The sequence below is a fragment of the Pseudomonas fluvialis genome (assembly GCF_002835605.1).
Lineage (GTDB): Bacteria > Pseudomonadota > Gammaproteobacteria > Pseudomonadales > Pseudomonadaceae > Aquipseudomonas > Aquipseudomonas fluvialis.
In genome coordinates this window covers 56,374-69,129 of record NZ_PIYS01000015.1, presented here as the reverse complement: position 1 = coordinate 69,129, position 12,756 = coordinate 56,374, and the positions used below count along the sequence as shown (strand labels likewise).

Annotated in this window: 13 protein-coding genes; 10 read left to right on the top strand and 3 right to left on the bottom strand. The window is 64.0% G+C overall.

The window, feature by feature from the left end; all coding sequences use genetic code 11:
• The 5 genes from CW360_RS08920 (at nucleotide 1) to thrC (ending at nucleotide 4,983) form a co-directional block, all read left to right on the top strand.
• Nucleotides 1-420: an acyl-CoA thioesterase gene (locus CW360_RS08920; RefSeq protein ID WP_101193453.1), complete on the top strand. Its 420-nt coding sequence runs from the start codon at nucleotides 1-3 to the stop codon at nucleotides 418-420.
• 4 nt (nucleotides 421-424) lie between these two features.
• Nucleotides 425-1,330: a site-specific tyrosine recombinase XerD gene (gene xerD / locus CW360_RS08915; protein ID WP_093985541.1), complete on the top strand. Its 906-nt coding sequence runs from the start codon at nucleotides 425-427 to the stop codon at nucleotides 1,328-1,330.
• 76 nt (nucleotides 1,331-1,406) lie between these two features.
• Nucleotides 1,407-2,141, top strand: a complete 735-nt coding sequence (locus CW360_RS08910) for a thioredoxin fold domain-containing protein (RefSeq protein ID WP_093985540.1) — start codon at nucleotides 1,407-1,409, stop codon at nucleotides 2,139-2,141.
• 113 nt (nucleotides 2,142-2,254) lie between these two features.
• Entirely contained in the window at nucleotides 2,255-3,559 is a 1,305-nt protein-coding gene (locus CW360_RS08905) for a homoserine dehydrogenase (RefSeq protein ID WP_093985565.1), read from the top strand.
• A gap of 14 nt (nucleotides 3,560-3,573) precedes the next feature.
• On the top strand, nucleotides 3,574-4,983 hold the full coding sequence (thrC, locus tag CW360_RS08900; RefSeq protein WP_101193452.1) for a threonine synthase: 1,410 nt from the start codon (nucleotides 3,574-3,576) through the stop codon (nucleotides 4,981-4,983).
• A gap of 53 nt (nucleotides 4,984-5,036) precedes the next feature.
• Here the strand turns inward: thrC and CW360_RS08895 are convergent, their stop codons facing one another.
• On the bottom strand, nucleotides 5,037-5,996 hold the full coding sequence (locus CW360_RS08895; RefSeq protein WP_101193451.1) for a GlxA family transcriptional regulator: 960 nt from the start codon (nucleotides 5,994-5,996) through the stop codon (nucleotides 5,037-5,039).
• A 113-nt stretch (nucleotides 5,997-6,109) separates the two neighbouring features.
• Here CW360_RS08895 and CW360_RS08890 point away from each other — a divergent pair, with 113 nt between their 5' ends.
• Nucleotides 6,110-6,589, top strand: coding sequence for a nuclear transport factor 2 family protein (locus CW360_RS08890; RefSeq protein ID WP_101193450.1), 480 nt, complete (start codon nucleotides 6,110-6,112; stop codon nucleotides 6,587-6,589).
• Here CW360_RS08890 and CW360_RS08885 read toward each other — a convergent pair.
• Together CW360_RS08885 and CW360_RS08880 are read right to left on the bottom strand one after the other, a co-directional pair.
• Nucleotides 6,570-7,208: a 2'-5' RNA ligase family protein gene (locus tag CW360_RS08885; protein WP_157825270.1), complete on the bottom strand. Its 639-nt coding sequence runs from the start codon at nucleotides 7,206-7,208 to the stop codon at nucleotides 6,570-6,572. The two genes, CW360_RS08890 and CW360_RS08885, sit on opposite strands and share 20 nt — an antisense overlap.
• Nucleotides 7,209-7,212: 4 nt before the next feature.
• A complete protein-coding gene (locus CW360_RS08880) occupies nucleotides 7,213-8,430 on the bottom strand; it encodes a CaiB/BaiF CoA transferase family protein (protein ID WP_245874692.1) in 1,218 nt (405 codons plus the stop codon).
• Between the two features lie 182 nt (nucleotides 8,431-8,612).
• Here CW360_RS08880 and bacA point away from each other — a divergent pair, with 182 nt between their 5' ends.
• The 4 genes from bacA (at nucleotide 8,613) to CW360_RS08860 (ending at nucleotide 12,747) form a co-directional block, all read left to right on the top strand.
• The gene (gene bacA / locus CW360_RS08875) at nucleotides 8,613-9,227 is read left to right on the top strand and encodes a biofilm formation regulator BacA (protein ID WP_101193447.1); all 615 of its coding nucleotides are present in this window, start codon (nucleotides 8,613-8,615) and stop codon (nucleotides 9,225-9,227) included.
• A gap of 19 nt (nucleotides 9,228-9,246) precedes the next feature.
• The gene (locus tag CW360_RS08870) at nucleotides 9,247-9,942 is read left to right on the top strand and encodes a PspA/IM30 family protein (RefSeq protein ID WP_101193446.1); all 696 of its coding nucleotides are present in this window, start codon (nucleotides 9,247-9,249) and stop codon (nucleotides 9,940-9,942) included.
• 63 nt (nucleotides 9,943-10,005) lie between these two features.
• Nucleotides 10,006-10,644 (top strand): OB-fold-containig protein, encoded by a 639-nt coding sequence (locus CW360_RS08865; protein WP_101193445.1) that lies wholly within the window; start codon nucleotides 10,006-10,008, stop codon nucleotides 10,642-10,644.
• Between the two features lie 39 nt (nucleotides 10,645-10,683).
• Nucleotides 10,684-12,747, top strand: a complete 2,064-nt coding sequence (locus CW360_RS08860; RefSeq protein WP_093985532.1) for a flotillin family protein — start codon at nucleotides 10,684-10,686, stop codon at nucleotides 12,745-12,747.
• The last annotated feature ends 9 nt before the right edge of the window (nucleotides 12,748-12,756 follow it).

The following is a 12,756-nucleotide window of genomic DNA, read 5'->3' as shown; positions in this document are numbered from 1 at the left end:
ATGTCGAGCCGAGAAGCAGAAATCCAGCGTCGTATGGCGCTGTCGGAAAGCCGGGTGGTCAAGACGGTGTTTCCCTTTACCACCAATCATCACAACACCCTGTTCGGTGGTACGGCGCTGGCCTGGATGGATGAAGTGTCTTTCGTGACCGCCACGCGTTTCTGTCGCTTGCCGTTGGTTACCGTGTCTTCTGATCGCATCGACTTCAAATATCCGATTGCTGCCGGCTCGATCGTCGAGCTGATTGGCCGGGTGATCAAGGTGGGTAATACCAGCCTCAAGGTTGAGGTCGAGGTGTTCGTCGAGGAGATGTATGGGGCGGGCCGCGAGCGGGCGATCAGTGGTGTCTTCAGCTTCGTGGCCATTGGTGCCGATAACCGGCCGATTCCGGTGCTGGCGGATAACCTGGGCGAAGGCTGAGGCGATGACGGCGCTGTCCGACGACGAGCAGGAACTGCTGCGCGAGTTCATCGACAGCTTGTGGCTGGAACGTGGCTTGTCGCCGCACACGCGCAACGCCTACCTGACGGACTTGCGTGGCTTTGCGCTGTGGCTGGCCGGTCGCGGCAGCAGCCTGCGTCAGGCGGGTCGTGAGGCGATTCTTGATCACCTCGGTTGGCGTTTGCAGCAGGGCTATCAGGCACGATCGACGGCGCGCCTGCTGTCGGCGCTACGTACCTTTTATCGCTATCTGCTGCGTGAGCGGCTGATCGACGAGGATCCTACCCTGCAGGTGGAGTTGCCACAGCTGGGCAAGCCCTTGCCGAAGAGCCTTTCCGAAGCTGAGGTTGAGGCGTTGCTGGCGGCGCCGGACATTGCCGAGCCGCTGGGCTTGCGCGACCGTGCCATGCTCGAAGTGCTGTATGCCTGCGGTCTGCGAGTCAGCGAACTGGTGGCGCTGAGTCTGGAGCAGATCAACCTGCGCCAGGGCGTGCTGCGCGTCTTGGGCAAGGGCAGCAAGGAGCGCCTGGTGCCGTTGGGCGAGGAGGCGCTGATCTGGCTGCAGCGTTATCAGGCCGAGGCGCGGGGCCTGTTGCTGGCTGGGCGGCCGAGCAGCGTGCTGTTCCCCAGCCAGCGTGGCGAGCAGATGACCCGCCAGACCTTTTGGCACCGCATCAAGTTGCATGCACGCCATGCCGGTATTCTCAAGCCGTTGTCGCCGCATACCCTGCGTCATGCCTTTGCCACCCACCTGCTCAACCATGGTGCTGACCTGCGTGTGGTGCAGTTGTTGCTCGGGCATAGCGACCTGTCCACCACGCAGATCTATACCCATGTGGCCAAGGCCCGCCTGCAGGCGCTGCATGCCGCGCATCACCCGCGTGGTTGATTGCCATTTGCCGCGCCCGACAACGCGCCATGCCGCTTCTGTGATAGGCTTGCGCGACTTTGCATAGGAGTAATTCATGGCTGTTTTCCGTCGCCTGGCCACTGCTGCGCTGGGCCTTGCCATCGTCGCTGGCGTACATGCCGCCGATGCTCAACAGAACATCCGTCAGGCCCTGGGAAAACTGCAGTCTGACCTGGTGATCGAGCAGATCGAGCCCAGTCCGCTGGAAGGTCTGTATCAGGTGCAGCTCAAGGGCGGCCGGGTCCTGTATGCCAGTGCCGATGGGCGTTATCTGATGCAGGGCTACCTGTTCGAATTGCCGGAGCAGGGCAGCCCGCGCAACCTCACCGAACAGTTGGAAGCCCAGGGCATCGCCCGCGAAATCAATGGCCTGCCTGCGGCCGACATGGTTGTGTTCAAGGCGGTGGGCGAGCGCAAGACGCATATCACGGTGTTTACCGACACCGACTGTGGCTATTGCCAGAAGCTGCACAGCGAGGTGCCGGAGCTCAATCGTCGCGGCATCGAAGTGCGCTATCTGGCCTTCCCGCGCCAGGGGCCGGGTAGTCATGGCTACAACACGCTGGTCAATGTCTGGTGTGCCAAGAATCCACAAGAGGCCATGAACCAGGCCAAGGCGCGTCAGGAGATTCCTGCGGCCAGTTGTGCGCACCCGATCGACAAGCAGTTCCTGCTCGGCCAGAGCATTGGCGTCAACGGCACGCCAGCGATCGTCCTGGCCAACGGGCAGATGATTCCGGGTTACCAGCCGGCGCCGCAGTTGGCGAAACTGGCCTTGCAAGCCCGCTAAGCCGGGCTGCGGCCTTCGTTGACTAACGATCTGCCGCTTCGTAAGGTGCGGCTCTTTTCCTGCAGCCGAGGCTCGCCACGGCTGCTTTTGCAGTGATGATGGGGAGTTTCAGCGTGAAACCGGTGAAAGTAGGCATCTGTGGCTTGGGTACCGTCGGTGGCGGTACCTTCAATGTACTCAAACGTAATGCCGAGGAGATTGCCCGCCGTGCCGGGCGGGGCATTGTCGTTGCCCAGATTGCCGCGCGTGACACCAACCCGAAGTGCGATACCGGCGCTACACCCATCACCGCCGACGTCTTCGAACTGGTCAACAACCCGGAAATCGATATCGTCATCGAGCTGATCGGTGGCTACACCATTGCCAAGGAACTGGTGCTCAAGGCCATCGAGAATGGCAAGCACGTGGTGACCGCCAACAAGGCACTGATCGCCGTGCATGGCAACGAGATCTTTGCCAAGGCCCGCGAGAAGGGCGTCATCGTTGCTTTCGAAGCCGCTGTGGCGGGTGGTATCCCGGTGATCAAGGCGATCCGCGAGGGCTTGGCCGCCAACCGTATCAACTGGCTGGCCGGCATCATCAACGGCACCGGCAACTTCATCCTCACCGAGATGCGTGAGAAAGGCCGGGCCTTCGCTGATGTGCTGAAAGAAGCGCAGGCGCTGGGCTATGCGGAAGCCGATCCGACCTTTGACGTGGAGGGCATCGACGCCGCGCACAAGCTGACCATCCTGGCGTCCATTGCCTTTGGTATTCCGCTGCAGTTCGACAAGGCCTACACCGAGGGCATCACCCAGCTGACCAGTGCAGATGTCAACTACGCCGAAGCGCTGGGCTACCGCATCAAGCACCTGGGTGTGGCTCGCCGCACCGAAGCAGGCATCGAGCTGCGTGTGCACCCGACGCTGATCCCGGCCGACCGCCTGATCGCCAACGTCAACGGCGTGATGAATGCGGTGATGGTCAATGGCGATGCCGTCGGCAGCACCCTGTACTACGGCGCCGGCGCTGGCATGGAACCGACCGCTTCTGCCGTGGTGGCTGACGTGATCGACGTGGTCCGTGCGCTGACCACTGATCCGCAGAACCGCGTGCCGCACCTGGCCTTCCAGGCCGATCTGCTGTCCGATCACCCTATCCTGCCGATCGCCGAGTGCCAGAGCGCCTACTACCTGCGCATTCAGGTGCAGGACCGTCCGGGTGTGCTGGCCAAGGTGGCGACCATCCTCTCCGAGCGTGGCATCAACATCGAGTCGATCATGCAGAAGGAGGCCGAGGAGCAGGACGGTCTGGTGCCGCTGATCCTCCTTACCCACCGTGTGACCGAACAATCCATGAACGACGCGATCAACGCGCTGGAAGCCCTGGCCGACGTGTCCGGCCCGGTCATGCGCATCCGCGTCGAGCACCTGAATTAAGAAGGGCGAGCACCATGCGCTATATCAGTACCCGCGGCCAGGCACCGGCCCTGAACTTCGAAGATGTGCTGCTGGCTGGCCTGGCCAGCGACGGCGGCCTCTATGTGCCGGAAAACCTGCCGCGCTTTACGCAGGAGGAAATTGCTTCCTGGGCGGATTTGCCGTATCACGAGCTGGCCTTCCGGGTGATGCGCCCGTTCGTCGCCGGCTCCATCGCCGATGCCGATTTCAAGAAAATTCTTGAAGAGACTTACGGCGTGTTCGCCCACCAAGCGGTAGCGCCGCTGCGTCAGCTGGACAGCAACGAGTGGGTGCTCGAGCTGTTCCACGGCCCGACCCTGGCCTTCAAGGACTTCGCCCTGCAGCTGCTCGGCCGCCTGCTTGACCATGTGCTGGCCAAGCGCAACGAGCGCGTGGTGATCATGGGCGCCACCAGCGGCGACACCGGTTCGGCGGCCATCGAAGGCTGCAAGGCCTGCGAAAACGTCGACATCTTCATCATGCACCCGCACAACCGCGTGTCCGAGGTGCAGCGCCGGCAAATGACCACCATCCTGGGTGAGAACATCCACAACATCGCCATCGAAGGCAACTTCGACGACTGCCAGGAGATGGTCAAGTCCAGCTTCGCCGACCAGGGTTTCCTCAAGGGCACCCGTCTGGTTGCGGTCAACTCGATCAACTGGGCGCGGATCATGGCCCAGATCGTCTACTACTTCCACGCGGCCTTGCAGCTCGGTGGCCCGGCGCGCTCGGTGGCGTTCTCGGTGCCGACCGGCAACTTCGGCGATATCTTCGCCGGTTACCTGGCGCGCAACATGGGCCTGCCGATCAATCAGTTGATCGTGGCGACCAATCGCAACGACATCCTGCACCGCTTCATGAGTGGCAACCGCTACGACAAGGACACCCTGCACCCGACCCTGTCGCCGTCCATGGATATCATGGTCTCGTCGAACTTCGAGCGCTTGCTGTTCGACCTGCATGGCCGTAACGGCGCGGAAGTGGCTCGTCTGATGGATGGCTTCAAGGCTACCGGCCAGCTGGCCGTGGCTGACGAACGCTGGAGCGAGGCGCGCCGCCTGTTCGATTCGCTGGCGGTGGATGACGCGCAGACTTGCGCGACCATCGCCGAGGTCTATGCGCAGTGTGGCGAGATTCTCGACCCGCATACTGCGATCGGCGTGCGTGCCGCGCGTGAATGCCGGCGCAGCCTGAGCCTGCCGATGGTCACCTTGGGTACCGCGCATCCGGTCAAGTTCCCCGATGCGGTGGAGCAGGCGGGCATCAGCAAGCCGCTGGAGTTGCCGGCGCATCTGGCCGATCTGTTCCAGCGCGAGGAGCGTTGCACCGTGCTGGCCAATGACCTGGCCCAGGTGCAGCAGTTCGTCGCTGCCCATGGCAACCGCGGCAAGCCGCTCTGAGTCGCTTGTCGTGCTAGAAGACCGGCCCCTGGTGGGCCGGTTTTTTTTGCCTTTCAGGGCCTGCTGGCGGCCGTGAGCCGACGTCGGTAGGCGGCCGGGGTTTCTGCGCAGACGTGCTTGAACAGGCGGCTGAAACTGGCCCGGTCGGCATAGCCCACGGCACTGGCGATGTCCTCCAGGCGTGTGCCGGGGTGGCGCAGGGCTTGCTGGGCGGCCAGGATGCGCAGGCGTTGCAGGTAGGCCAGGGGTGTCAGTCCGGTGGCATGGCGGAAACGCCGCAGCAGGGTGCGTGGCGAGCAATGTAGGCGTGCCGCCATGTTCGCCAGATCAATGGGTTCGGCATAGCGTGGTTGCAGCCAGCGCAGCAGTTCCAGTAGTGCGGGATCATCCTGGCGCGGGCTGGGCAGCAGCGGTTGCAGGCGACTCTGGCTGCCGCGCTGGCGTTCGACGACCAGTGCGCCAGCCACCTGTTCGGCGAGCCATGGGCCGCCATGCAGCTCGACAAGGTGCAGGCAGAGATCGACGGCTGCCTGTGCGCCGGCGGAGCTGAAGCGTTGCCCGCTGGCACAGAACAGTTGCTGGCTGCGTAGCTGTACCTGCGGGTAGCGTTGGCGAAACTGACCGGCCAGTGCCCAGTGGGTGGTCGCCTGGCAGCCATCCAGCTGGCCGGCTTCGGCGAGCAGGAAGGCGCTGCTGCACAGGCTGGCCAGGCCCTGTTCGGTGGGGCGTCTGGCCAGCCAGTTGAGCAGTGTGCCGTTGGCTTGGCGAACGGTTGCCTGGTCGCTGCCGGTGGCCGGGAGCATCACCAGATGGGCTGTTTCGGCCACCTCGAGTCCTCCTTCGACATCCAGCAGGGCGTAAGCCAGGCGTACGGGCTGGCCGTCCTGGCTGAAGCGCTGCAGCTTGAAGAGCGGCTGCGCGCTGAGCTGGTTGGCCAGTTGGAAGCATTCATAAGCCTGCGCCAGGCTGGACAGCACAGTATGCGGGCAGACGTACAGGCAGACGGACAGCATGGAGGCTCCTCGATGACCTTGGCGATTATCATCATAAAGTTGTCATTATCGCCAATAGCCGTACACCTGAATGGCTGCGCATACTGTGCTCCTCTGTCGAGGAGATGACCTTCATGCACGCTGCTTCGCTCGCCGTTCTGCAACGTTTCTACCAGGCCCTGCAACGTGGGGATGGCGAGGCCATGGCGGCCTGCTATCACCCGCAGGCGCGCTTTCATGATCCGGCCTTCGCTACGCTGCAGGGTGCTGAGGTGGGCGATATGTGGCGCATGCTATGTGCGCGTGCGGAGGGCTTGCAGGTGACCTTCCAGGTGCGCGAGGCCACTGCGCAGCGTGCTCGGGTGGACTGGCAGGCGCGCTATCGATTCAGTCGCAGCGGACGTTGGGTGAGCAATCGGATTCGTGGCGAGTTCGTACTGCGCGATGGCTTGATTGTCGAGCACCGTGATCATTTCGCTGTTTGGCGCTGGGCGCGCCAGGCCCTGGGTGCGCCGGGCTGGTGGCTGGGCTGGACACCCTGGCTGCAGGGGCAGGTACGTCGCCAGGCGCGTGCGGGGCTGGCTGCCTGGCGTGCTAGCGCGGCGCCAGGCTAATACTCAGTTGGCGCTCTAGGCGGCTGAATTGATCGCTGCTGGCGTAATGGGCGTAGTCCAGGCGCTCTACCTGCAGCGCATGCTGTGGCATGGGCAGTGCGGCGAGGCGCTGGCGCAGGGTGGCGGCGGCGATGCGCTGGCGATACAGGCCCAGGGTGATGTGGGCGATGTACTCGGCCTGGCGGATTTCCCGGCTGCCGGCGGCGAGCGCCTGGCGCCAGTTGGCCAGGCGTTGTTGCGGGTCGTACACGGGAATGAAGGCGGCACTGGCAAAGCTGTCCGCTGCGCCCAGGGGTAGCACGCAGGCGCTGCCAGCGCGCGGGCGCAGGTGCTGCAACTGGCTGTCGAGCCGGGCCGGGGTGAAGTCGTCAGCGTAGCGCTGGTTGGCCTGCGGGAAGCCGCAGACGAACAGGGTCAGGTGCGGCTGGCGCGCGCCGGGTGGGTGCAGCAGATCGGCCAGCTGTTCCTGCAGCTGCTGGATATAGGCAAGCAGCGCGGGCTGCTGCACCTCGACCATCCACACCGCGTAGTGCGGGCGGCCGCGATGCCACCGCGGGTAGTCACGCAGCTCCGCCGGCAGCGTGTGCCGGGGAAACTGTGCGGCGTCGATCTGGCGCATCTGCTCAGATCGCGCCCTGTGCGCGCAGTGCGGCGATCTGCGCGGCATCGTAGCCGAGCTCGCCGAGCACCTGCTGGTTGTGTTCGCCGAGCGCCGGCCCGGTCCACGCTACGCTGCCGGGGGTCGCGCTGAGCTTGGGGACAATACCCGGCATGCGGAAGGGCTGGCCGTCCGGCAGGCGTGCGCTGAGGAACATCTCGCGGGCCAGGAACTGCGGGTCGTTGAACATGTCGGCGGCCGAATAGATGCGGCTGGCCGGCACCTCGGCGCGCAGCAGCACGGCCTCCACCTCGGCCAGCGGCAGGCTGGCGGCCCAGCGGTCGATCACCCCGTAGAGTTCGTCGCGGCGCGCATCGCGGCCAGCGTTATCGGCCAGGTCGGCGGCATCGGCCAGGTCGTCGCGGCCAATGGCGCGCATGAAGCGCTGGAAGATCGCATCACCGTTGGCGCCGATCTGGATGTGTTTGCCGTCGGCGCAGGTGTGGATGGACGACGGAGTGATGCCGGGCATGATGTTGCCGCTGCGCTCACGGATGAAGCCGAATACATCGAACTCCGGGACCATCGATTCCATCATGGCAAACACCGCTTCGTAGAGCGCCACGTCCACCACCTGGCCCAGGCCGCCATTTACTTCGCGCTGGCGCAGCGCCATCAGCGCGCCAATCACCCCCCACAGGGCGGCAATGGAGTCGCCGATGCTGATGCCGGTGCGTACCGGCGGGCGGTCGGCGAAGCCGGTGATGTAGCGCAGGCCGCCCATCGACTCGCCGACCGCGCCAAAGCCTGGCTGGTCCTTCATCGGCCCGCTCTGGCCGAAGCCGGACAGGCGCAGCATGACCAGTCGGGGGTTGAGTGCATGCAGCTCGTCCCAGCCGAGGCCGAGTTTCTCCAGCACGCCGGGGCGGAAGTTCTCGATCAGGATGTCTGCCCCGGCGAGTAGCTCCCTGAGTACCTGGCGGCCTGCCTCGTGCTTGAGGTTGAGGGTTATGCAGCGCTTGTTGCGCGCCTGTACCAGCCACCACAGCGAGGTGCCTTCATAGAGCTTGCGCCATTTGCGCAAAGGGTCGCCGCCTTCGGGTGATTCGACCTTGATGACCTCGGCGCCGAATTCGGCGCAGATCCGCGAGGCGAAGGGGCCGGCGATCAGGCTGCCGAGTTCGATGACCTTGAGGCCGGCGAGGGGCTTGTCGTGCTGCATGGCAAGGGTTCCGGGAGGCATGGATGGCGGCAAGCCTAAGCCATCGGGCTGGCGATGCGAAGTGCTGGCTGGGCTTTCTGCTTGCGACCTAGTTGGCGCTGGGGTGGGGTCTTCTGGGGTTTAATGGCCGCCCCAGATGGTTCTTCAGAAAAACTTACATGTGATGGATTGATTCATTACATGTAAGTGGTTAGGCTGCCGCCATGGAAAGCAAATCGTCAGCACATTATCAGCGTCTGTATCGCCAGCGCCTGCGTGAGCAGGGGCTGGTCAAGAAGGAAGTGTGGATACTGCCCGAGCACGCCCCGCAGTTGCTGGCGTTCGAGCGCAGGTTGCGCCAGCCTCGCGCGATGCTGGCTTCTATGGAAAAGGAGGAAGGTATGCAAAGACCCCAGGTATGGACTGCCCAGGCATTGCACGATGCATTACTGGCGGCGCCGCTGTTTGTCTCTGGCCAGGCAACGGTCGAGCTGATTCAGGGTGCGGATGCCAGTCTGCATCTGTGCATGCGCGAATACGGCGATCTGCCGCTGTTCGCCGCCGTGTATGGCGAGCAGATCATCGTCGAGGCGTTGCTCTGGCCGGCTGACGATGTGCGCGACCTGGTGGCCTTCAACGAGGAAGTGCTGCGCACCCACAAGCTCTTCCCGTTGTCGTCGATCGGCCTGGAGAAGCTGGCTGATGGGCGTGAGGGCTACACCATGTTCGGCGCGTTGAGCGCTTCCTCGGGGCTGGCCGATATCCTCCTGGAGATCGAGCTGCTGGCCGACAACGTGATCAAAGCCACCGAAGCCTACGAAGGCTTCCTCAAGGCCTGAGCCTGTAAGGAGAGATGCGATGAACGTCTGGAGCAAACTGCTGACGGCGCTGCGTGGTGGTGCCAACGAAATGGGTGAGGCGGTGGTGGATAGCCAGGCCTTGCGAATCCTCGATCAGGAAATCCGTGATGCCGACCTGGAGCTGCGCCGTTCACGTGAAGCGCTGGCCGAGATCATGGCCAAGCAGAAGCTGGCGGCTGAGCGGGTGGCCAAGGTAGCGGCGCAGGTGGCCGAGTACGAAAGCTATGCGCTGAAGGCACTGCAGGCCGGTAACCAGTCGCTGGCTCACGAAGTGGCAGAGAAGATTGCCCAGCTGGAGAGCGAGCAGGCGGCCGAGCAGGAGCACAACCAGGCCTATGCGGCGAGTGTCGAGCAACTGCGCCGTGCGGTCGGCCAGGCCGAGGCAAACATCAAGCGCCTCAAGCAGCAGGTGGACATGGTCAAGGCGACCGAAAGCGTGCAGAAGGCCCAGTTGGCGGTGGCCCAGCGCTATGGTGGTTCGCAGGCCAAGCTGCACACGGCGGTAGAGTCGCTGGAGCGAATCAAACAGCAGCAGGCCGAGCGGGCGGCGCGCATGCAGGCCGCCGATGAGCTGGCCGCTGGCAGTGCCCCGGACGACAGCCTGCAGGCCAAGCTGCGTGAAGCCGGGATTCTCGCCGAGTCGAGCAGTGCCGAGGCCGTTCTGGCGCGCCTCAAGGGACGCCAGGGCGACTGAGTTCACGCGTTAGTTGCCGGCGGGCTGCCTGGCCCGCCGTTGCCGTCAGGGAAGGGGAGAGTCATGGACGTTTTTGTGCAGACCGCACTGTCGTTTCCAACGGTGCTGTTCAGCTTTCTGCTGTGTCTGGCCATGCTCTATTGGTGTGTGGCCGCGCTGGGCATTCTGGAAGTCGATCTGCTGGATATCGAGGCGGATTCCGCACTGGACTCCGTGCAGCCGGAAGGGCTGGCCGGGCTGTTGCTGCGCCTCGGGCTGAATGGCGTACCGGTGACCCTGGTGCTCAGTCTGCTGTTCTTCTTCGCCTGGTTGGCGAGCTATTTCGTCGAACTGTTGCTGCTCAGCCATCTGCCGCTGGGCGTGCTGCGCTATCCGTTGGGCTTGCTGGTGGCGCTGGCTGCCCTGGCCCTGGCGGTGCCGCCCAGTGCGCTGCTGTGTCGCCCGCTACGTCCGCTGTTCCTCAAGCTGCAAGCCACCACCAGTAAATCGGTGCTGGGGCAAATCGCCGTAGTGCGTAGCGGGCGAGTCACTCTGCAGCATGGTGAGGCCGTGCTGGAAGATGGTGGCGCCGGCCTGATCCTGCGAGTGCGGGCTGACGAAGCGCGCGGCTTCAAACGGGGCGACCGTGTGGTGTTGCTGGAGTATCTGGAGGGCGAGCACGCCTACCGGGTCATTACCGAGGACGAGTTCCAGGGACGCTGAGCCCTGACTCACGCATAGTGTCAAAGGAGATTGATTGTAATGAGCTATGAGCTGCTGATGCCCTTCCTGACTGGAGTGGGGCTGTTCTTCCTGCTGATCTTCGGCTTCTTCGTGTTGTTCAAGGCCTTCTATATCAAGGTTCCGCAGGGCACGGCGCTGATCGTCAACGACATGTCTGCCACGCCCAAGGTGCACTTCACCGGTGCGCTGGTCTATCCGGTGATCTATCTCAAGGAGTTCATGAAGATCTCCCTGATTACCCTGGAAGTCGACCGCCGCGGCAAGGACGGGCTGATTTGCCGCGACAACCTGCGTGCCGATATCACCGTGGCGTTCTACCTGCGGGTCAACGAGACCCAGGAAGACGTGCTCAAGGTGGCCAAGGCGATTGGTGTGGATCGCGCTTCCGACCGGGCAGCGGTCAATGAGCTGTTCAATGCCAAGTTCTCCGAGGCACTGAAAACCGTCGGCAAGCAATTCGACTTTGTGCAGCTGTTCGAAGAGCGGCAGAGCTTCCGCGATCGTATCGTCGAGGTGATCGGCAACGACCTCAACGGCTATGTGCTGGAAGACGTGGCCATCGACTACCTGGAACAGACGCCGAAGATGTCGCTGGACCCGACCAACATCCTCGATGCCGAAGGTATCCGCAAGATCACCCAGCTGACTGCCGCGCAGAACGTCATCACCAACGAGCTGGAGCGCAACGAAGAGCTGGCGATCAAAAAGAAAAACGTCGAGACCCGCGAGGCGACCCTGGCCCTGGAACGCCAGCAGGCCGATGCCGAGGCGCGGCAGAAGCGTGAGATCGAAACCATCCGTGCCCGCGAGGAAGCGGAAACCCTGAAAGTGCGCGAGGAAGAGCGCCTGAAGGCGGAACAGGCACGCATCCAGACTCAGCAGGAGCTGGATATCCGCGCCGAGAACCATCAGCGCGAGGTGGAAGTGGCCCAGCAGAACCGCCAGCGCGCCGTGGTCATCGAGGTGGAGAAGGTGACGCGTGCCAAGGACCTGGAAATCGTCGCCCGCGAGCGCGAGGTCGAACTGCAGCGCATCGAAAAGGAAAAGGCTCTGGAAGAAGAGCGCAAGAACATTGCCGCAGTGGTTCGCGAGCGGGTGGCGGTAGAGAAGACCGTGGCCCAGGAAGAGGAACGCATCAAGGAGGTGCGCGAAGTCTCCGAGGCGGAGCGCCTCAAGCAGGTAACCGTGCTGCAGGCCCAGGCCGAAGCCGAGCAGGAGCTGGTGCGCCAGGTCAAGCAGGCCGAAGCCGACGAAACCCGTTCCAAGCACAAGGCCGTGGAAATCAACAACCTGGCCCAGGCCGAGCTGGAAGCCGCGGCCAAGCAGGCTGAGGCCAAGAAACGCCTGGCCGAAGGTATCGAGGCCGAGCGTGCCGCGCCGGGCCTGGCCGATGCGCGGGTGTTGGAAGTCACCGCCGCGGCGCGCGAGAAGGAAGGCCTGGCCGAAGCGCGCGTCAAGGCCGAGCAAATGATTGCCGAGGCCAAGGGTGAGCAGGAGAAGGGCCTGGCCGAAGCGCGTGTCCTGGAAGCCCAGGCGGCTGCCAAGGAAAAGGATGGCCTGGCCGAAGCCAAGGTGCTGGAAGAGAAACTCGGCGCCCAGGCGCGGGGCGAGCAGCAGCTGGGCACCGCCAAGGCCCAGGCGACCAAGGATCTGGGTACGGCCGAGGCGGATATCCTCCTGCAGCGCCTGAATGCCGAGGCCGAGGGCCTGGGCAAGAAGTTCGGTGCCCTGGATGCGCTCAGCGACAGCGCCCGTCAGCACGAGGAGTTCCGCATGCAGCTGGAGAAGAACTTCGAGGAGGCCATGGCCGCGATTGCCGCCAACAAGGACATTGCCAAGGACCAGGCCGAGGTGCTGGCCACCGCGCTGGCCAAGGCGAAGATCGAGATCGTTGGTGGCGAGGGCGACTTCTTCAACTCTTTCGCCAAGTCGTTGTCGGTAGGCAAGGCCATCGAAGGCGTGGTTGGCAAGAGCCCGGTCGTCCAGGACGTGCTGGCCCGCCTGCTGGCCGGCAAGGCGCCCAGCAGCGCGGTGCTTGCCGAGCGCCCGCTCGACGGCGCAGCCCCGGCCGCCGGGGCCTGACCTGCTCGG